Below are 18,465 nucleotides of genomic sequence, written 5' to 3'. Positions count from 1 at the left end.
CCTAGTGCCGCTATCTAGATGGCACAACTACCTAGTGCGGGTACGGCGGTCCGACCGGCCGGTGCCGGCGTAGCTCAGCCGGTCACCACATCGGAGATCACCACGGTGACGTTGTCGGGCGCACCGGCCTGGTGGGCGAGCTTCACCAACTGCTCGCCGCACTGGTGGCGGTCGGCGTGCATGCCAAGCGTGGCGGCGATCGCGTCGTCGGCCACATAGTCGGAAAGCCCGTCGCTGCACAGCAGCAGCCGGTCACCCGCGGCCAGGGTCACCGCGCCCATCGTCGGTGGCGCGTCGGCGCCCTGCACCGCCCGGGTGACAAGCGAGCGTTGCGGGTGGTGGCGAGCCTGCTCGGGGGAGAGGGCACCCTGGTCCACGAGCGCCTGCACGAACGTGTCGTCCCGGGTCAGCTGGCGCAGTTGACCGTCGCGGAGCAGGTAGCAGCGGGAATCGCCGACCTGCGCCAGCACCAGCGTCTCCCCGGCCAGCAGGGCCGCGGTCAGCGTCGTACCCATGCCGTCCCGGGCGGGGTCGGTGGTGATCGCGGCGTGGATGCGCTGGTTGGCGGTGCTCACCACGGCACGCAGCGCCTCGGCGGCGGCGTCCGGTGCGGTCGGCGGGACCAGTTCGTCGAGGATCCGGATGACGATCTCGCTGGCCACCTCACCGGCGGGCAGGCCACCCATGCCGTCGGCCACCGCGACGAGGCGCTCGCCGGCGAGGGCGGAGTCCTCGTTGTTGGTCCGGACCAGACCGATGTCGTTGAGGATGGCCGAGCGGAGGATCAGCGTCATGGGACAAGCTTGCCAAGAAGACCCTTCCCGCGTCTCTACGCACTACTGCGTAGGGTTGAGGAATGTTGCCGGTGTCCATGGTTGGGCGCGCCGGTGAGCTGGCTGAACTGGACCGGGCCTGGTCCAGCGTGGTCCTGGGCCGCCGCCGCTCCCCGGCCGTCGCGGTCGTCACCGGGGGACCGGGCGTGGGCAAGAGCCTGCTGGTCGCCGCCGCGCTCGACGCCTTCACCCCGCGACCGGCGGTGGTGCTCAGCGGCGCCGCCCGGGTGCACAGCCCCGCCCCGTACGACTGGTTGGCCGCGGTGTTGAGCGGACGCGACACCGCCCGGCTCGACCTGCCGGCCGACGCGCTGGCCTGGCTGGCCCAGCAGCCCACCGCGCCGCGCGAGCGTTACGCCCCCGGCACCCTGCTCCGGCTGGCCGTGCGTACGGTCCGGGTGCTGGTCGGTGCCGGTCCGGCGGTGCTCGTGGTGGAGGACCTGCACGCCCTCGACCCGGCCAGCCTCAACCTGGTCGGCGAACTGGCCACCGCCGACGGGCTGCCGGCCCTGCTGGTGGTGGCGACCAGGCCCGCCGCGCACGCGGTCTCACCGGAACTCGCCGGCCGCACCCTGGCCCGCCTCTGCGGGGTACGCGGCGTCGTGCGCCAGCACCTCGGCCCGCTGCGCCCGGCCGAGGTCGCCGAGGTGCTGACCCAGGTGTACCCGGACCCTCGCCCCGAACTGGTGCACGAGGTCTGGCGGCGCACCGACGGCAACCCGTACGCGCTCACCGAACTGCTCGCCGCGCACGCCGGGCAGGATCCCGACACCCTGCTGGCCCCGGCCGGCTCGCCCGTGCCGCCCGAGTCCGATCCTGCGTCCTCCCCGTCTGCTCCGCCCGTGCCCGCGTCCCGGGCTGCCGTGCCGGAGTCAACTCCTGGCCGGTCGACGCGCCGCCGTGCCGCGCCGGAGTCCGGGTCCGGGTCCTTCCCCGGGTCGGCGGTCCCGCCGCCGATCTGCCTGACCGGCCGGGAGGTGGAGGTGCTCGACTGCCTGATCGCCGGCATGTCCAACAAACAGGCGGCCCGCGCCCTGGGCATCTCGGTACGCACCGTCACCGTGCACGTCTCCAACCTGCTGCGCAAGACCGGCACCGCCTCCCGCACCGAGGTGGCCCTCTGGGCGGTCCGCCAGCGACCCAGCCGGACCCAGAGCGTCGATCATGAAGTTGTTGCCCCGGCAAGCGCCTACCCGCGGCAATAACTTCATGATCGACGGAGTGGTCCGGGGGTGGGTGGGGGGTGGGGGTGGGTGGGGGTGGGTTAGGACTCTGGGGGGAGGGTGGTGGCGGGGGTGTTGAGGGTTACCTCGGTGGGGGTGACGGTGGAGATCTGGTCGGCGAGGACGTAGACGGCGCCGGTGGGTACCAGCTCGGTGGAGACCTTGAGGTAGCCGGTGCGTAGCAGTCGGGCTGCCAGGTCCGCCGGCACGTCCGGTTCCTCCACGGTCGCGGATTCGATCAGTTCGTCCAGGCTGCTCCCGGGGTCGGTGGTCGGTGCCTGCACGGTCACCGCGTTCGGGTCGCCGCGCTGCACGAGGTCCACGGTGCCCACGTCGACGCCGGCCGAGTCGACCACCCGCATGCCGGTGGTGACCCGCGAGAGGGTTGTCCGCTGATCGATGCCCTGCTGCTCCATCCCCGCGCGGTTCCCACCCTCCCCACCCCCTAAACCCACCCCACCCCCGCCCTCCCCCTCACCCCACCCGATTGATCAAGAAGTTCTGGTCGGCAGCGCCGCGAATCCCGACCAAAACTTCTTGATCAACGCGAGTGGGGGTGGGGGGTGGGGGTCGGGGTGGGGGGTGGGTCAGGGGGTTGGGGGGCGGGGGGTTAGTTCGCGCCAGGTGTCGGTGCCTTGGAGCAGCGCGCGGATGGTGTCCTCGGCCTCGTCGACGGTGTCGTACTCGTAGAACCGGGAGACGCCCTCGGCGCCGCCGGCGCGTTGCTCGACGAACCATCGGTCGGCATCCGTCCGGAGGAAGACGTCCCGCCGGGCCAGTCGCCCCCACTTCCCGTTCCACAGGTGTTTCCGCTGCTCCATGGCCCGGACTCTATCGAACATCTGTTCGATACAAGGCGACCCCTGCGGGATTCCCGCAGGGGTCGATGTGCGGTTGCCGGATTCAGCGCGCGGCGGGCGGTTCGTCCCGCCGGCCGAGCGCGTCGTCCAGGGCCCCGCGCTGCTGGGCCGGGGTGGTCCGGCCGGCGGCGACGAGTGCGTCCCGGATCTCGGTGAGCAACTTGATCTCCTCGCTCGGCGCGGCCGGCGGCGGCTCCTCGCCCCGCTGGCGACGCTCCGCCAGCCGGTTCATCGGAAACACCACCAGGAAGTACAGCACCGCGGCGGTCAGCACGAAAGTGATCAGGGCGTTGAGGAACTGTCCCCACTCGATGTAGTTCTCGGTGCCGAGCTTGACGCGGGCTCCCGGCCCGGCGGGCGAGGCGCCGACCATCTTGATGATCGGCTGGAGAAACGAGTTGGTGAACGCCGTGACCAGCCCGGTGAACGCGGCGCCGATCACGATGCCGACCGCGAGGTCGACGACGTTGCCGCGCATGATGAAGTCTTTGAAGCCCTTGAGCATCCGTACTCCCGAGGTGTCCCGTCTATGTCGGGGACAACCTATGCCCCGGGCGGGGGCTCCAGAAAAGCGCCGGCCTCCCGGGCGGCCAACTCCGGATCGCTGGCCCGGATGGCGGCCACCAGCCGGGCGTGGTCGACGTGCCGGTCCGGCGTCAGCGCGTCGCCCATGGCCTGGGTGAGCGTGCTGCGCATCGCGGTGCCGACCGAGGCGTACAACTCGGCGAGCATGGCGTTGTGCGCCGCCGCGACCACCGCGGTGTGCAGCGCGGCGTCGGCCGCCACGAACTCGGCGACCCGGCCGCCGCGCCAGGCCGCCTCGCGGGCGGCGAGCGCGTCGTCGAGGGCGGCCAGGTCCTCGGGGGTACGCCGCCGAGCGGCGAGCCGGGCGGCCTCCACCTCGAAGGCACGGCGTACCTCGATCACCTCGGTCATCCGGTCGTCGGTGAGCCGGCGGGCCACCACCGGAGCGAGTTCGTCGGTGGAGAGGACGTAGGTGCCGGAGCCCTGGCGGCACTCCAGCACCCCGGCGTGGGCCAGCGCGCGGACGGCCTCACGCACCGTGTTGCGCCCCACGCCGAGGGTCTCGACCAGTTGCGGTTCGGTAGGGATCCGCCCGCCCACCGGCCACTCGCCGTCCATGATTCGCTGCCGGAGCTGGGCGATGGTCTCCCGGACCCGCCGGCCGCGCGGCGGCACCGGGGTGGCGTCGACTGCCGGTGGCACTGGTTACAACCTCTCGCCGAAATTCATCCCATGATTGTAGGTTCGAGGTCATGCCCCCGTCACCCTCTGCCGTCCCCGCCGTCCCGACGGACGCGGTCACCCGCCAGGCCGCCCCGACGCGTGCGGTCACCGGTCAGGGCGTCCCGACCGGCGACGTTGGGACGGCTGAGAGGTTCCCGGGCGCGGTCGGCCCGGCCGGCGGCGCGGCTGCGACCACGTCGCGGGTCAACCCGGCATGGCTGGTGCTGGCCGGGATGCTGCTGGTGGCGCTCAACCTGCGGGCCGCCGTCACCAGCCTCGGCGCGCTGCTCGACGAGGTACGCGTCGGTCTGGCCCTCTCCGGGACGATGGCCGGATTCGTCACCACCCTGCCCACCATCGCGTTCGCCGGGCTCGGCGCGGCAACCCCGTGGCTGGTCCGCCGGTTCTCCCCGGCCCGGCTGCTGGTGCTGGCGATGCTGGCCCTCACCGTCGGGCAGGTGTTGCGGGCGGTCACCGGCTCCGCCGTGGTGTTCCTGGCCACCAGCGCGCTCGCGCTGGCCGGGATCGCGGTGGCGAACATCCTCCTGCCGATGCTCGTCAAGCAGCACTTCCCGCATCGCACCGGGCTGGTCACCGGGGCGTACACGATGGCGCTGACGGTGGGCACGACGGTGGCTGCCGCCTCCGCGGTGCCGGTGGCGCACGCCTTCGGCAGTTGGCGGGCCGGGCTGGGGGTCTGGGCCGGGCTGGCGGCGGTGGCCGTACTGCCGTGGCTGCCGGCGGCGCTGCGCGGCCGGACCGCCGCACGGCGAGGTGGCACCGCCCGCCGTTCGGGAGTGCGGCCCGGACGCACCCGACTCGGCTGGGCGATGGCGGTCTACTTCGGGGCGCAGTCGCTGAGTGGTTACGCGATCATGGGCTGGTTGGCCCAGATGTTCCGGGACGCGGGTTTCCGCCCGCAGGACGCCGGCCTGCTGCTCGCCGGAGTGACCGCGCTCGGGGTGCCGATCGCGTTGCTGATGCCGACGCTTGCCGGCCGACTGGGCAGCCTGCGGCCGTTGGTCTTCGCACTGACCGCCGCCTCCAGTCTGGCGTACCTGGGTCTGGCGTTCGCGCCGCGCGGCGGGGCGCTGGTGTGGGTGGTGCTGCTGGCGTTCGGGCAGGGTGCCTTCCCGCTCATCCTGGCCACCATCGGGCTGCGGGCCCGCACCGCCGACGGCACCGTGGCGCTGTCGGCCTTCGCGCAGAGCACGGGCTACGTCATCGCGGCGTTGGGCCCGCTGCTGGTCGGGATCCTGCACGACGCGACCGGGGGATGGCTGGCGCCGATCGGCTTCCTGCTGGTCGCCCTGGCCGTACAGACCTGCGCGGGCGTGCTGATCGCTCGCCCCCGCTACATCGAGGACGAGCGTTGAGGCGTCACGGTCAGGAGGAGGCCGGCGTCGGATCGCCGGCGACCGCCTGCTCGACGGTGGGGTACGTGTGCAGCACCTCGACCAGGCCACTCACCTCCAGGATCCGCAGCACGCCGCGCTGGGGCGCGGCGAGTCGGACCACGCCGCCGGCCTCGTCGCAGCTGTTCTTCGCGCGGACGAAGACCGACAGACCGGTAGAGTCGCAGAACGAGACGTCCGACAGGTCGAACACGAGGCGACTGCGCCCCTTGTCGAGCAGGTCGGTGATCTGGTCCTGCAACTGCGGTGCGGTGGCCATGTCCAACTCGCCCGCGACCGACACGACGACCACGTCACCGCGCTGTTCCGTGTGCACCGTCAAGGACATTCGCCAGACCTCCTGTTTATCGGTGGAACGGTATCCCACCCGGACCGTGGTACGCAGAACGGGAGCAGTATCAGGTGGTCACCGTCATTCCGTTGCTCTGCGACAAGTAGTTCGTCGGGCCCCGGTGATAGAGTCCGGCCGGTCCAGGTCTAGGGGGGTATTGCCATGGCGCTCAGCGCTGACGAGAGCGGCCGGTTGGGCGAGCTGCTGACCAGCCGGGCCGAGCTGGTCACCCAGCGGTGGACGGAGATCATCGCCGGGCAGTTGCGGGGCCGGCTCAGTCAGGCCGAACTGGTCCGGCAGGTGCAGGAGCTGCACCGCGCCCTGGTCGACGCCCTCAGCAAGGGCGCGGTGGACCTGAACGCCGAGGACGCCACCGAGTTGCGGGCCGTGCTCGCCGAGTTCTCCCGCGGCCAGGCCCGGCAGGGCTTCTCCGCCACCGAGACCGCCACCGGCGTGTTCGCCCTCAAGGAGGCGCTGCTCAGCGTTCTTCAGGCCGACCAGGATGCCGGGACGCTGCGTGACTACGTCTCCTTCTCGGCGCTCGTCGACCAGATGGGCCTGTTCACCTTCGAGACCTTCGTCCGCACCCGGGAGAGCCTGATCGCCGATCAGGCCGAGCAACTGCTGGAGCTCTCCACCCCGGTGGTCAAGCTCTGGGAGGGCGTGGTGGCGGTGCCGCTGGTCGGCACGCTCGACTCGGCCCGCGCCCAGGTGGTGATGGAACGGCTGCTGCAGACCCTGGTCGACACCGGCTCGCCGTACGCGATCATCGACATCACCGGCGTGCCGGCGGTGGACACCCAGGTGGCCCAGCACATCCTGAAGACCGTGGTGGCCGCCCGGCTGATGGGTGCCGACTGCATCATCTCCGGCATCCGGCCGCAGATCGCGCAGACCATCGTGGCGCTCGGCATCGAGTTCGGTGACATCGCCACCAAGGCGAGTCTCGCCGACGCACTGCGGCACGTGCTGCGGCTCACCGGGGTGGAGACGTCCCGCCGCCAGTCGCGTCGGGAGGCGTGATGGAGCGGGTGCCGATCCTCAAGATCGGCGACATCCTGCTGGTCTCCATCCAGGTCGACATGTCCGACCAGACGGCGGTCGCCCTTCAGGAGGACCTGGCCGAGCGGATCGTCGCGACCGGTTGCCACGGCGTGATCATCGACATCACCGCGCTGGACATCGTCGACTCCTTCGTGGGTCGGATGCTCTCCACCATCGCCTCGATCTCCCGCGTGCTGGACGCGGAGACGGTGGTCGTGGGGATGCGCCCCGCCGTCGCCATCACCCTGGTCGAGCTGGGGCTGTCGCTCAACGGCATCCGTACCGCACTGAACGTCGAGCGGGGCATGGAACTCATCGCGATCGACCGGGCCGACGATCACGACGAGCCGGACGACGATCCGGTCCCAGAGCCGACGGCGTCCACGTGACGAGCGGGGTCGACCTGGGCCGCCCCCAGGCGCAGTCGGTCGGCAGCGACGAGGATGTCGTACGCGTCCGTCAGCTGGTGCGTACCGTCGCCGTGGCGGTCCGGCTCTCCCTGGTCGACCAGACCAAGGTGGTCACCGCCGCCAGTGAACTCGCCCGCAACACGCTCGTCTACGGCGGCGGCGGGACGGTCGAGGTGACCGCCATCGACAACGGCCGGCGACCCGGCATCAGGATCGTCTTCGCCGACTCCGGCCCCGGCATCGCCGACCTGGATCTCGCGCTGACCGACGGCTACACCACCGGTGGTGGCCTCGGCCTCGGTCTCAGCGGCGCCCGCCGACTTGTCGACGAGTTCGACATTCAGACCGCGCCCGGTCAGGGCACCCGAGTCACGATCACCAAGTGGTCCCGGTGACCGTCGAGCCGATCGCCGACCGGGGCACCTGGTTCCGGGTGGAGAACGGCAGTGCCGGCAGCGCCGTGCGGCGGGCCGCCGAGCGGTTGGGCGGCCAGTTGGGTCTGCCCGCCGGACGGATCGCCGACCTGGCCATCGTCGCCGCCGAGCTGACCAGCAACCTCATCAAGCACGCCGACGACGGGTTGCTGCTGCTCCGGCCGGTACGCCGCGAGCTGGACGCCGGCGTGGAGATGATCGCCGTCGACACCGGTCCGGGCATGGTCGACCTCGCCGACTCCGCCCGCGACGGACACTCGACCGCCGGCACCCTCGGCATCGGTCTGGGCGCGATCGTCCGGCAGGCGAGCTGGTTCGACGCGTACTCCCGGCCGGGCCGGGGGACGGTCATCGCCGTGCGGGTGTTCGCCGCCCCGGACCCGGCGGCGTCCTGGGTCGGCGGACTGACCCGACCGCTGACCGGAGAGACGGTCAGTGGGGACGGGTACGCGGTCCGGATCGTGGGCGACCGCCGTCAGGTGCTGGTCACCGACGGTCTGGGGCACGGGCCGCTGGCCGCGGCGGCCACCGACGCGGCGCTCGCCGCCTTCCGGGACGCCCCGGCGGGCTCACCGGCGGAGGTGGTCGGTCACCTGCACCGGGCGATGTCGCACACCCGTGGTGCGGCCCTCGCCGTGGCCGAGCCGGATCCGGCGGCCGGCATGCTGCGCTACGCCGGGCTGGGCAACATCACCGGCGTCGTGGCCACCGGCGACGGCCGGCGTCGCGGCCTGGTCTCGCTGCCCGGCATCGCCGGGCATCAACGACCGGTGATCCGGCAGTACGACTATCCCTTCGAGGCGGGCAGCCTGCTGGTCATGCACACCGACGGCGTGGTCGACAGGTGGCGACTGGCGGACTACCCGGGCCTGGCCGGGCGGGCACCCCTGGTGGTGGCCGCCACCCTGCTACGCGACGCCGGCATCCGGCGCGACGACGCCGGGGTGCTGGTGGCGAGGTCCTGGTCATGACCACGACGCCGGTGCTGAGGATGGCGCTGCGGGTGGAGCAGGACATCTTCGTGGTCCGCCAGCGTGGCCGGGAGGTCGCCGCGGCGGTCGGTCTGGAACATCAGGACCAGGTCCGGATCGCCACCGCGTTGAGCGAGGTCGCCCGGGACATGCTGCGGGCGGTCGGCGGTGCCGAGGTGGTCTTCGCCGTCGCCGAGTCGCCGGACGGCCGTTGTCACCTGCACGTCGACCTCACTCCGGTGGCACCCCTGCCGGGCGGGCGGTACGAGCCGGAGTCGGGCGCGGTGGCACGCCTGGTGGACACATTGAGCGTGCTGACGGTTCAGGGGGTTACGGTCGTCAGGATGTCACGACGGGTTCCGGCCACCGCCCGGGCGCTCACCGCCGAGCGCCTGGCGGAGCTGCGTGCCCAACTCGGCGAGAGTGCCCCGGGTACCGCGGAGGAGGAACTCGCCACCCAGAACCTCCAACTGATAAACGCCCTCGACGAGGTGCGCAACCAGCGCGACGAGCTGGCCCGGCTCAACGAGGAACTGGAACAGACCAACCGGGGCGTGATGGCGCTCTACCAACAGCTCACCGACGAGTTGGAGGCGACCAACCAGGGCGTGGTGGCCCTCTACGCGGAGCTGGACGAGAAGTCGGCGCAGTTGCGCGCGGCGAGCGAGTCGAAGAGCCGGTTCCTGGCCAACGTCAGCCACGAGCTGCGGGCACCGGTGACCGCGATCATCGGGCTGGCCCGTCTGCTCGGCGACTCCGCGTCCGACCCGCTGACCACCGAGCAGGAACGCCAGGTCGGGCTCATCCGTGCCTCGGCGTCGGATCTGCTCACGTTGGTCAACGAGCTGCTCGACCTGGCCAAGGCGGAGTCGGGGCGGATCGAGCCCGAATGGTCCGAGGTGGACCTGCGCGCCGTCTTCGGCCAGTTGCGCGGCACGCTGCGGGCACTGCCGGCCGCCGACGGCGTCGACCTGGTGGTGGAGGAGCCGGCCACGCCGGCCACGGTACGCACCGACGAGGTGCTGCTCGCCCAGGTGCTGCGCAACCTGCTGCACAACGGCCTCAAGTTCACCACCGCGGGCGAGGTCCGGCTGCGCGCCGAGCGGCACGGTGACGGTTGGCGGCTGACCGTCTCCGACACCGGGCCGGGCATTCCGGGAGAGCTGCACGACCGGGTGTTCGAGGAGTTCTACCAGGCGCCCGGCCCGGCTCGGGTCGGCGGCACCGGCCTCGGCCTGCCGTACGCCAGGCGGCTGGTGAACCTGCTCGGCGGCACTCTCGACCTGGCCAGCGAGCCGGGTCGCGGCAGCACCTTCACGGTGTGGCTGCCCACGGACGGGACGTGACGTGGACGGCGCGGCGACAGTGCTGGTGGTCGACGACAGTCGGACCAAGCGCTACCTCCTGGTGAACTGGCTGACCCGGGCCGGATTCACGGTGCTGGAGGCGGAGACGGGTGGCGAGGCGCTCAGCCGGGTCGGGGTCGACCCGATCGACCTGGTCGTGCTCGACGTCCGGCTGCCGGACCTCAGTGGCTTCGAGGTGTGCGAGCGGATCAAGTCGGCGCACCCGGCGCTGCCGGTGATCCACGTGTCCGCGCACGCGATCGACACGAACGACCGGACCCAGGGCCTGACCCGGGGCGCGGACGCGTACCTGGCCGAGCCGATCGAACCGGAGGAACTGGTCGCCACCGCCCAGTCGGTGCTGCGGTACTACCAGGCCCGTCGGCGAGCCGAGCTGCTCGCCGAGCGGCTCACCGGGCTGGCGGACACCACCGTCGCGGTGCACGCCGCGCCGAGCTTCACCAAGCTGCTGCAGGTGGCGGCGGCCGGCGCCGCGGAGATCTTCAAGAGCCCCGCGGCGGTGATCGCCGAGACCTTCGACGGCGACTGCCTCGCCGGGGTCTGCGCCGGGCCCGGCGCCGGGCCCCGCGTGGTGCCCTGGATCGTCGACGACACCGGCGTGCCCACCGGCGCCACCGTCGTGGTGCAGGAGCCGGACGGTTGGTCGCTTGTCGACTGGCCGGCCGGCGACACGGTCACCGTCGCCGCCGCCCGGCTGCGCGAGGACCGCGCGCCGCTCTACGTCGTGGTGCCCACCGCGACGCAGACGGCGCGTACCCCGGTGCTGGTCCAGCTCGCCCAGGCGGTGGCCTCCGCCGTGGAGGCGCAACGCTCCTTCGACGAGGAGCACCGGATCGCGGTGACGTTGCAACGCAGCCTGCTGCCCCGGAAGATCCCGCGGATCACCGGCCTGGACCTGGCCGTGCGCTACGAGCCGGCCAGCGCCCAGACCGAGGTGGGCGGCGACTTCTACGAACTGGTGATGCTCGACGGCCACCTGCTGCTGGCCATCGGGGACGTGGCCGGTCACTCGCTGCACGCCGCCACCATCATGGCCGAGCTGCGACACGCGCTGCGGGCGTACGCGGTGGAGGGGCACCAGCCGGGCGAGATCCTGCACCGGGTCAACGAGCTGATGCGTACGCTGCTGCCCGACGAGCTGGCGACGATCTGCGTACTGCTGGTGGAGCCGACGACCGGTCACGTCCGGCTGGCCAGCGCCGGTCACCTGCCGCCGTTGATCGTGCAGGACGGCAAGGCCGAGTACGTGCAGCACGCCGCGCCGCTGCTCGGGGTACGCGCGCCCCGCCCCGCCGACCTGGAGTTCGTGCTGCCGGCCGGTGCGACGATGGTCTTCTACACCGACGGTCTGATCGAACGACGGGACGCCACCATCGACGAGGGGCTGACTGCCCTCTCGGCCTGCGCCAGCCAGGTCGACGACGACCTCGACCGGTTCTGCGAGCGGCTGCTCGTCGAACTGGCCCCGGACGAGATCCAGGACGACGTGGCCGTGGTCGCCCTGCGCCGGGGCGTGGGGTGACGGGCTTCCTCGGCGGTTTGAGGATGAGGATGGCCTGGACGCTCGGGGTGGCGCGGCGTGGGCGGCAGCGTAGTTTGGTTAGGATCTTCCGCGTCTTGAGTGTGTAGACGGCGCGTTCGCCGAGGGCTCGGACCATGGCGTGGTGTCGGCTGACGGACTTCTGCCTGCGGGCGGCGGTCAGGTCGTGCACCGAGCCGTTCAGTGTGGCCGAGGCCCGGAGCAGTCGCCTGGCGGCGTCGGCGAGGACCTGGATGTTGAGCCGTGGTGCTTGTGTTTGCCCGAGTAGTAGGGCTGCTGGTCGGGGACCCGGTCGATCGGGAGCAGCGTGCCGTTGAGGATCGCGTAGGCCAGCCGTACAGCCCGGCGCATGGCGGCGTTGAGGTCGTCGGCGCAGTGGGCGAGCAGGTCGACGGCCTCGACGCAGGTAGCGTCACACGGTGGTAACCGACACCTCGAAGCCGGCCGCGAGGCGGGTGAGGGTGTCACAGTTGTGCACGTGAGCCAGGGCGAGTATTGCTTGCCGTCCCGCGTCCAGGCGCCGTACGCGTCCACCAATCGGACGCGCGACCGGGTGACCTCGCGCCACGCGAGGCCGTCCACAGCAGCCACCGCGCAACGGCGCCCTGCGTTATGGCGAGCGGCCCGGCCACATATAGAGAACCGGCACGAGCAGCACCCGGACGATCGCGTGCGGGATTGCCTCGACCGTGTCCGGGGTGCCCAGAGCAGGACCACCTCGTCGCCGCGGGCGACCACGAACGGGCTGACGATCAGGACTGTGACCACCATGGTGAACAGCCAGTAACGGCCGGGACGGGCCAACGCGAACGAACAGGTAGGCAGCCTCTTGTCGGGCTGTGCCGGTGCTGAACCGGGCGGCGAGCCCACGCCAGGGCGCCGCGGGTAGCAGGGCGCGCCACGGCAGCCGGTGAGCGAGTCACGGGGGCTGCCGCAGGGCCTGGGCGAGATGGGGCGGCGCGGCAGAGGTCATGCCGCCGACGCTAGTGACCCGGCCAGGGCGGTCCCAGCCCGCTGGACACCGCTTCCCGGTATGGCCAGCACTACCTCGCCCGCCGGCGCCGGTCGTGGGCGCTCGCGGGATGCGGGATGCGGGATGTTGGACTTTCCCGCCTCCAGGAAGCCGCGAGATGCCGCATCCCGCGAGCGCTGGCCAGCCGGCCGGCCGGTTCAGGCGCGGCCGAGGCGGTCCAGGGTCCAGGCGTTGATGAACGCCTCCTCCCGCCAGGCGTCGTAGCGCCCGCTCGGCCCGCCGTGGCCCGCCTCCATCTCGGTCTTGAGCAGGTAGTCACCCTGCGGGGCGACCGCCCGCAGCCGGGCGATCCACTTCGCCGGCTCGTGGTAGAGCACCCGCGTGTCGTTGAGGCTGGTCATCGCGAGGATCGCGGGATAGTCCAGCGCGGCGACGTTCTCGTACGGCGTGTACGACTTCATGTACGCGTACACCTCGGGGTCGGCCAGCGGGTTGCCCCACTCCTCCCACTCGGTGACCGTCAGCGGCAGCGACGGGTCCAGGATCGTGTTGAGCGCGTCCACGAACGGCACCTGCGCGACGATGCCGGCGAAGGCGTCCGGTGCCAGGTTCGCCACCGCGCCCATCAGCAGCCCGCCTGCCGAGCCACCCCGGGCGACCAGCCGGTCCGGTGCCGTCCAGCCGGCCTTGGCCAGGTGCCGGGCACAGGCCACGAAATCGGTGAAGGTGTTCTTCTTGGCGAGCATCTTGCCGTGGTCGTACCACCGGCGACCCAGCTCGCCGCCGCCCCGGATGTGCGCCACCGCGAAGATCACCCCACGGTCCAGCAGGGACAGCCGGCCGACCGAGAACCACGGGTCCATGCTCGCCTCGTACGAGCCGTAGCCGTAGATGACGCAGGGCGCCGAACCGTCCCGGGGGGTGCCGCGCCGGTAGACCAGGGAGATCGGCACCTTGGTGCCGTCGTCGGCGAGCGCCCAGTCGCGCTGCTGCTCGTAGTCCTCCGACCGGTACACCTGACCGTCCGGCCCGGGCAGCACCGGTCGCTGGCGCAGCAGCGTCATCTCGCGGGTGACCAGGTCGTAGTCGTACACCGAGTCGGGCGTGACGAGCGAGGTGTAGCGCAGCCGCAGCCGCCCGGTGCGGTACTCGGGGTTGGCGTCCAGGCCGACCGTGTGCAGCGGCTCCGGGAACTCGATGTCGTGGGCGTCGCCGCCGCCGACGGGCAGCACCCGCAGCCCGGTCAGGCCGTTGCTGCGTACCGAGACGACCAGGTGGTCGGCGAAGGCGTCGACCGACTCCAGTCGGGTGCCCGGGGAGTGCTCGATCAGCGGCACCCAGTCGCCCGGGGCGTCGGCCGAGGTGTACGCGAGGGCGAAGTCCTCGGCGTCGTCGTTGTGCAGGATCAGGAACCGGTGACCATGGTGCTCCACCGAGTACTCGACACCCTGCCGGCGGGGCGCGATCACCGCTGGCTCGCCCGTCGGGTTGCCGGCCGGGATCACCCGCACCTCGCTGGTGAGCTTGCTGGCGATGTCGATGAGGACGAACCGCTCCGAGCGGGTCAGCTCCACCCCGACCCAGAACCGCTCGTCGTCCTCGGCGTGCACCACCACGTCGTCGTCGGCGGCGGTGCCGATCACGTGTCGCCAGACCCGGTTGGGTCGCCACGCCTCGTCCACCGTGACGTAGAACAGCACCGAGGCGTCGGCGGACCACGCGGTGCCGTAGAAGGTGCCGGGGATCTCGTCGGGCAGCAGCTCACCGGTGCTCAGGTCCTTGACCCGCAGGGTGAACCGCTCGTCGCCGGAGAAGTCGGTGGAGTAGGCCAGGTAGCGCCCGTCGGGGCTGATGTCGAAGGCACCGAGCGAGAAGAAGTCGCGTCCTTCGGCCAGTTGGTTGCCGTCCAGCAGCACCTGCTCGCCGTCCAGCGGAGCACCGTCGGCGCTGATCGGCGGGGTGGTCTCGTCGGGGTGGACCGCCCGGCGGCAGTGCACGCCGTACTGCTGGCCCTGGACCGTGCGGGTGTAGTACCAGTGCTGGCCCTTGCGGGTCGGCACGGACAGGTCGGTCTCCTGGGTCCGTCGCCGGATCTCCTCGAACAACTCCGTACGCAGCCCGGACAGGTGTGCCGTCCGGGCCTCGGTCCAGGCGTTCTCGGCGTTCAGATACTTGATCGTTTCCGGATCGTCCTTGGTGGCGAGCCAGGCGTACTCGTCGACGACGGTGTCGCCGTGGTGGACACGTTCGGTCGGCACCCGCCTGGCCGCGGGAACGGGGGTCTCGGTGGTCACGGCGTCACGTTACCGGCCGTAGCGACATGTGGCGCGGCGCAATTCCACCTCTGATCGTTCGAACACATGTACGATCGCCGGCATGGTGCCACCCCCTCCCGCCGGTGCGTCCGGTGTCCGCGACATCACCCGCCGACTGGCCGAGATCTGCGGTCCGCGCTTCGCCCGCCTCGCCGGCCCCGCCGACGAGGTGGCCGGCAGCACGGCCCGCTGGGTGGCCGTGCCCGGCGGTCCGCACGCCGCCGCGCAGGTGCTCCGGCTGGCCGCCCGGCACGACCTGAGCGTGGTGCCTCGCGGAGCCGGCACCAAGATCGACTGGGGTGCGCCGCCCGAGCGGGTCGACATCATGCTCGACACCGGGAGACTGGCCGGCATCGGCCATCAGGCCCCGGACCGGGGCACGGCCGAGATCGGCGCCGGTACGCCGCTGCGCGCGGTTCAGGCCATCCTGGAGCGCACCGGCCGGCGGCTGGCGCTGGACGCCCCCTCACCGGGCGCCACCCTCGGCGGGGTGCTGGCGGCGGACGAGGCCGGCCCGCTGCGGCACCGGCACGGCACCGCCTGCGACCAGCTCGTCGGCCTGCGCTACCTGGCCGCCGACGGTGAGCTGGCCGAGGCGGGTGGTGGAGCGGCCGGGCTGGCCGAGGCACGGCTGCTGTGCGGCTCGGAGGGCGCGCTCGGCGTGCTGGTCGGCGCGACGCTGCGGGTGCAGGCGGTGCCGGCCGCGCGGGTGTGGGTGACCCGACCGGTGTGGACCCCACTGGAGGTGCACGATCTGATCCAGGCGGTGCTCGCCGCCCGGCTCGACCCGGCCGCGATCGAGCTGGACCTGCCGGTCGGGTCCGGTTGCCGGCCCCGGCGGGACCGCCGCGCCGAGTCGATGGCGCTGCACCCGTCGATGACCGGGCGCGTGCCGACCGGCCCGGCGGGCACCGGTTCGCTCGTGGTGCTGCTTGAGGGCGGCCCCGCGGAGGTGGCGGAGCGGACCGACCGGCTGGTCGGTCTCCTCGGCTCCCGCGCGACGGTCGCCCGCACGGCACCTCCCTGGTGGCGCAGCTATCCCTTCGCCCCCGGCGACACGGCACTGCGACTGGAGGTGCCGATGACCGACCTGCACGCCGCGGTCTACGCCCTGCGTGACGCGGCCGGCGGCCCGGTGCCGGTACGCGGCTCGGCCGGGCTCGGCGTGGTGCACGCCGCCCTGCCCGGGGCGATGGCCCCGAGCCGGGTCGCGTCGATCCTGGCCGCGGTGCGTGGCGTGCTGCTCGCCCGACAGGGTCGGTGCGTGGTGCTCGCCGCCCCGCCGGCCGTCCGCCGCACCGTCGACCTGTGGGGCGAGCGCGCCAACCTGGCCCAGCTACGCGCCGTCAAGCAGCACCTGGACCCCACCCACCGCCTCGCCCCCGGCCGCCTCCCCGGCGGCCTCTAGGCCGAATCACCGGTCCGGCAGCGCGTCGTTGCGCAGGACGAGGATGGCGATGTCGTCGCGGGGTTCCTCGACCGAGAAGTTGATCGCGGTGGCGCGCAGCCGGGCCGCCACCACGTCCGCCGAGTAGCCGGCCAGCGGCGCGGCGGCGTCGCGCAGCCGCCCGGTGCCGAACAGTTCCCGACCCCGGCGACGCTCGGTCACCCCGTCGGTGTAGAAGACCAGGCAGTCGCCCGGCTCAAGACTGAGCTGCGCGGTGGGCGAGGCGATCGCGTCGAGCAGCCCGAGGGCGGTGCCACCGGTGCCGACGAAGGCGGCCGGACCGCCGCTGGACCGCAGCAGCACCGGCCGGTCGTGCCCGGCCAGGTGCAGCCCGACGTCGAGCTGGTCGCCCTCGCCCGGCCCGACCGCCGCCAACGCCAGCGTGCAGTAGCGGCCGGCACCCCGCTCGACGAGCGTCTCGTTGAGCCGGGCCAGCACCTCGGGCAGCGGCTTGCCGTCGCCGGCCAGCACCCGGATCACGTCCCGCACCAGCCCGGTGACCGCCGCCGCCTGCACGCCCTTGCCGGAGACGTCGCCGATCACCACCAGCCAGCGCCCGTCCGGCAGCGGCACCACGTCGTAGAAGTCGCCGCCGACGTCGACGTCCCCGCCGGTCGGCACGTACTCGGCGGCGAAGCCGATGCCCTCGACCACCGGCAGGACCGGCGGCAGCAACGACTGTTGCAGGGTCTGGGCGACCCGGCGGCGCTCGGCGTGGATCCGGGCGTTCTCGATGGCGAGTGCCGCCCGCCGGGCCACGTCCTCCAGCACGGCGATCTCGTCCGGGTCCTGCCGGTGCCGCTGGTGGCGTCCGACCGCCAGCGTGCCGAGGCGCTGCCCACGGGCGATCAACGGTACGGCGAAGCCTTCCATCGGCGCACCGAGCGGAGTGCGGGTGCCGTTGCGGCTGGCCTCACGCAGCCGGGCCAGGACGGAATCCGGGCCGGCCTCGCGGAGCGAGGCGTGCAGCTGCGGCAGCATCGACTCGTCGGCGTGGCTGGCCGCCGCGAGCCGGAGCCGGCCCCACTCGTCGGTGGTGTGCACCGCGCACCACTGGCCGAGCCGGGGCACCACCAGCTGCGGGACGAGCGCCATGGTCAGTTCCACGTCCAGCGACTGGGCGAGCAGCTCGCTGGCCTCGGCGAGGAAGGTCAGCCAGGCCTGCCGGCGTACGTCCGCCCGGCGCAGCCGGTCGTTCTCCAGGTGCAGCGAGAGCCGCTCAGCGGTCAGCATCGCCAGCGGCTGGGCGTACGCGGTGGGCGCGGCGTCCAGTTCCAGCTCACCGGCGTACGGGCGGTGCACGGCCAACGGCACCCGGAGCAGGTCGTTGCCGGCCCGGGGCTGACGGCCGTACCGGGCGAGGACCTGGGCACCCTGGCCGTCGCCGCGGTCCAGCCGCACCACGCCACCGGCGGCACCGACCATCTCCGCCACCCGGGTCAGCAGGCCGGCGGCGAAGTCCGGCAGCGGATCCTCGGCGTACGGGTCGGGGGTGGTCTGCATCAGCGCGTTCATCGCACCGGCGCTGGGTACGGCGGTCTGTCCGGCGCCGTCCGGTTGCGTGGCGCTCGCCGGTGGTGCGGGGGTGGTCGGCCCCTTCCCCCTGCGATCGGCTCGGTCCAGCCGGAACCACACACCCTTGCCGGTGCGCAGATAGGTGGTGCCCCAGCGGCTGGCGAAGTGGTCGACCAGCAGCAGCCCGCGCCCCCGCTCGGCGACCTCGGCGATGTCGGTGGCCAGGTTACGTACCCCGACGGTCAGCTCGTCGACCGGACCGGCGGCGAAGTCGGAGACCGTCACGGTCAGCCCCGCCTGGTCGGCGGTGACCTCGATGTCCAGTTCGGTGCGGGCGTGCTCGACCGCGTTCGTGGACAACTCGGTGGTCAACAGGAGTGCCTCGTTGAGCAGTTCGTCCAGGTCCGCCTCCGCGAGCACGGACCGCACGACCGCGCGGGCGGCGGCCGGCGTACGGCGGTCGGCGGGAAGCCGGACGCGCCGCACGTGCTCGTCTAGGCCCGTCCTCGTCGCGGGCCCCGCCTCCGCTGACACCCTCG

General features: G+C 72.5%; 17 protein-coding genes and 1 pseudogene. 9 read left to right on the top strand and 9 right to left on the bottom strand.

Features of this window, described 5'->3' with window-relative positions:
- Nucleotides 1–74: 74 nt before the first annotated feature.
- The gene (locus tag O3597_RS23635) at nt 75–794 is read right to left on the bottom strand and encodes a PP2C family serine/threonine-protein phosphatase (protein ID WP_281602429.1); all 720 of its coding nucleotides are present in this window, start codon (nt 792–794) and stop codon (nt 75–77) included.
- Between the two features lie 77 nt (nt 795–871).
- Here O3597_RS23635 and O3597_RS23630 point away from each other — a divergent pair, with 77 nt between their 5' ends.
- Nucleotides 872–2,038 (top strand): AAA family ATPase, encoded by a 1,167-nt coding sequence (locus O3597_RS23630; protein ID WP_281604621.1) that lies wholly within the window; start codon nt 872–874, stop codon nt 2,036–2,038.
- Nucleotides 2,039–2,097: 59 nt separating this feature from the next.
- On the opposite strand, the gene O3597_RS23625 is transcribed toward O3597_RS23630, so the two are convergent.
- From O3597_RS23625 to O3597_RS23610, 4 genes are all read right to left on the bottom strand, one after another.
- Nucleotides 2,098–2,457 (bottom strand): hypothetical protein, encoded by a 360-nt coding sequence (locus tag O3597_RS23625; RefSeq protein WP_216592757.1) that lies wholly within the window; start codon nt 2,455–2,457, stop codon nt 2,098–2,100.
- Between the two features lie 186 nt (nt 2,458–2,643).
- Nucleotides 2,644–2,877, bottom strand: a complete 234-nt coding sequence (locus tag O3597_RS23620; protein WP_164446583.1) for a hypothetical protein — start codon at nt 2,875–2,877, stop codon at nt 2,644–2,646.
- 82 nt (nt 2,878–2,959) lie between these two features.
- The gene (mscL, locus tag O3597_RS23615; RefSeq protein ID WP_281602428.1) at nt 2,960–3,421 is read right to left on the bottom strand and encodes a large conductance mechanosensitive channel protein MscL; all 462 of its coding nucleotides are present in this window, start codon (nt 3,419–3,421) and stop codon (nt 2,960–2,962) included.
- A 38-nt stretch (nt 3,422–3,459) separates the two neighbouring features.
- Nucleotides 3,460–4,143, bottom strand: a complete 684-nt coding sequence (locus O3597_RS23610; protein ID WP_281602427.1) for an FCD domain-containing protein — start codon at nt 4,141–4,143, stop codon at nt 3,460–3,462.
- A 50-nt stretch (nt 4,144–4,193) separates the two neighbouring features.
- Between O3597_RS23610 and O3597_RS23605 the strand changes: the two genes are divergently transcribed.
- Entirely contained in the window at nt 4,194–5,540 is a 1,347-nt protein-coding gene (locus O3597_RS23605) for an MFS transporter (RefSeq protein WP_235944548.1), read from the top strand.
- Between the two features lie 10 nt (nt 5,541–5,550).
- Here O3597_RS23605 and O3597_RS23600 read toward each other — a convergent pair whose 3' ends face one another.
- Nucleotides 5,551–5,907: an STAS domain-containing protein gene (locus O3597_RS23600; protein ID WP_093403921.1), complete on the bottom strand. Its 357-nt coding sequence runs from the start codon at nt 5,905–5,907 to the stop codon at nt 5,551–5,553.
- A 165-nt stretch (nt 5,908–6,072) separates the two neighbouring features.
- Here O3597_RS23600 and O3597_RS23595 point away from each other — a divergent pair, with 165 nt between their 5' ends.
- Genes O3597_RS23595 through O3597_RS23570 form a run of 6 tightly spaced genes read left to right on the top strand, consistent with a single transcriptional unit; the run spans nt 6,073 to nt 11,658 of the window.
- The gene (locus O3597_RS23595; protein WP_281602426.1) at nt 6,073–6,933 is read left to right on the top strand and encodes an STAS domain-containing protein; all 861 of its coding nucleotides are present in this window, start codon (nt 6,073–6,075) and stop codon (nt 6,931–6,933) included.
- The gene (locus O3597_RS23590; RefSeq protein WP_281602425.1) at nt 6,933–7,343 is read left to right on the top strand and encodes an STAS domain-containing protein; all 411 of its coding nucleotides are present in this window, start codon (nt 6,933–6,935) and stop codon (nt 7,341–7,343) included. Before O3597_RS23595 ends, O3597_RS23590 begins: the two co-directional genes overlap by 1 nt.
- Nucleotides 7,340–7,759 (top strand): ATP-binding protein, encoded by a 420-nt coding sequence (locus O3597_RS23585; protein WP_281602424.1) that lies wholly within the window; start codon nt 7,340–7,342, stop codon nt 7,757–7,759. Before O3597_RS23590 ends, O3597_RS23585 begins: the two co-directional genes overlap by 4 nt.
- Complete coding sequence (locus O3597_RS23580; protein WP_281602423.1) at nt 7,747–8,769, top strand: SpoIIE family protein phosphatase; 1,023 nt, start codon at nt 7,747–7,749, stop codon at nt 8,767–8,769. The genes O3597_RS23585 and O3597_RS23580 overlap by 13 nt, the downstream gene beginning before the upstream one ends.
- Nucleotides 8,766–10,115, top strand: coding sequence for a sensor histidine kinase (locus tag O3597_RS23575; protein WP_281602422.1), 1,350 nt, complete (start codon nt 8,766–8,768; stop codon nt 10,113–10,115). Before O3597_RS23580 ends, O3597_RS23575 begins: the two co-directional genes overlap by 4 nt.
- A 1-nt stretch (nt 10,116) precedes the next feature.
- A complete protein-coding gene (locus tag O3597_RS23570; RefSeq protein ID WP_281602421.1) occupies nt 10,117–11,658 on the top strand; it encodes a SpoIIE family protein phosphatase in 1,542 nt (513 codons plus the stop codon).
- A gap of 19 nt (nt 11,659–11,677) precedes the next feature.
- Here the strand turns inward: O3597_RS23570 and O3597_RS23565 are convergent.
- Nucleotides 11,678–12,205 (bottom strand): annotated as a pseudogene (locus tag O3597_RS23565) (transposase family protein); the annotation flags it as partial.
- Nucleotides 12,206–12,846: 641 nt separating this feature from the next.
- Nucleotides 12,847–14,943: a S9 family peptidase gene (locus O3597_RS23560; RefSeq protein WP_164446566.1), complete on the bottom strand. Its 2,097-nt coding sequence runs from the start codon at nt 14,941–14,943 to the stop codon at nt 12,847–12,849.
- An 82-nt stretch (nt 14,944–15,025) separates the two neighbouring features.
- On the opposite strand from O3597_RS23560, the gene O3597_RS23555 reads away from it, so the two are divergent.
- Nucleotides 15,026–16,372 (top strand): FAD-binding oxidoreductase, encoded by a 1,347-nt coding sequence (locus O3597_RS23555; RefSeq protein ID WP_281602420.1) that lies wholly within the window; start codon nt 15,026–15,028, stop codon nt 16,370–16,372.
- 6 nt (nt 16,373–16,378) lie between these two features.
- On the opposite strand, the gene O3597_RS23550 is transcribed toward O3597_RS23555, so the two are convergent.
- A complete protein-coding gene (locus tag O3597_RS23550; protein WP_281602419.1) occupies nt 16,379–18,460 on the bottom strand; it encodes a SpoIIE family protein phosphatase in 2,082 nt (693 codons plus the stop codon).
- Between the last annotated feature and the right edge of the window lie 5 nt (nt 18,461–18,465).

It is taken from the genome of Verrucosispora sp. WMMA2044, from assembly GCF_027497155.1.
GTDB classification, from domain to species: Bacteria; Actinomycetota; Actinomycetes; order Mycobacteriales; family Micromonosporaceae; genus Micromonospora; species Micromonospora palythoicola.
The sequence above is the reverse complement of the archived record's forward strand: the minus strand, read 5'-3'. Positions and strand labels throughout refer to the sequence as shown.

Excerpts from the sequence above, each read along its gene's own strand:
- O3597_RS23605 (WP_235944548.1), top strand. The coding sequence starts at position 4,194 with ATGCCCCCGTCACCCTCTGCCGTCCCCGCCGTCCCGACGGACGCGGTC.
- O3597_RS23600 (WP_093403921.1), bottom strand. The coding sequence starts at position 5,907 with ATGTCCTTGACGGTGCACACGGAACAGCGCGGTGACGTGGTCGTCGTG.
- O3597_RS23590 (WP_281602425.1), top strand. The coding sequence starts at position 6,933 with ATGGAGCGGGTGCCGATCCTCAAGATCGGCGACATCCTGCTGGTCTCC.
- O3597_RS23635 (WP_281602429.1), bottom strand. The coding sequence starts at position 794 with ATGACGCTGATCCTCCGCTCGGCCATCCTCAACGACATCGGTCTGGTC.
- O3597_RS23630 (WP_281604621.1), top strand. The coding sequence starts at position 872 with ATGGTTGGGCGCGCCGGTGAGCTGGCTGAACTGGACCGGGCCTGGTCC.
- O3597_RS23575 (WP_281602422.1), top strand. The coding sequence starts at position 8,766 with ATGACCACGACGCCGGTGCTGAGGATGGCGCTGCGGGTGGAGCAGGAC.
- O3597_RS23620 (WP_164446583.1), bottom strand. The coding sequence starts at position 2,877 with ATGGAGCAGCGGAAACACCTGTGGAACGGGAAGTGGGGGCGACTGGCC.
- mscL (WP_281602428.1), bottom strand. The coding sequence starts at position 3,421 with ATGCTCAAGGGCTTCAAAGACTTCATCATGCGCGGCAACGTCGTCGAC.
- O3597_RS23595 (WP_281602426.1), top strand. The coding sequence starts at position 6,073 with ATGGCGCTCAGCGCTGACGAGAGCGGCCGGTTGGGCGAGCTGCTGACC.
- O3597_RS23555 (WP_281602420.1), top strand. The coding sequence starts at position 15,026 with ATGGTGCCACCCCCTCCCGCCGGTGCGTCCGGTGTCCGCGACATCACC.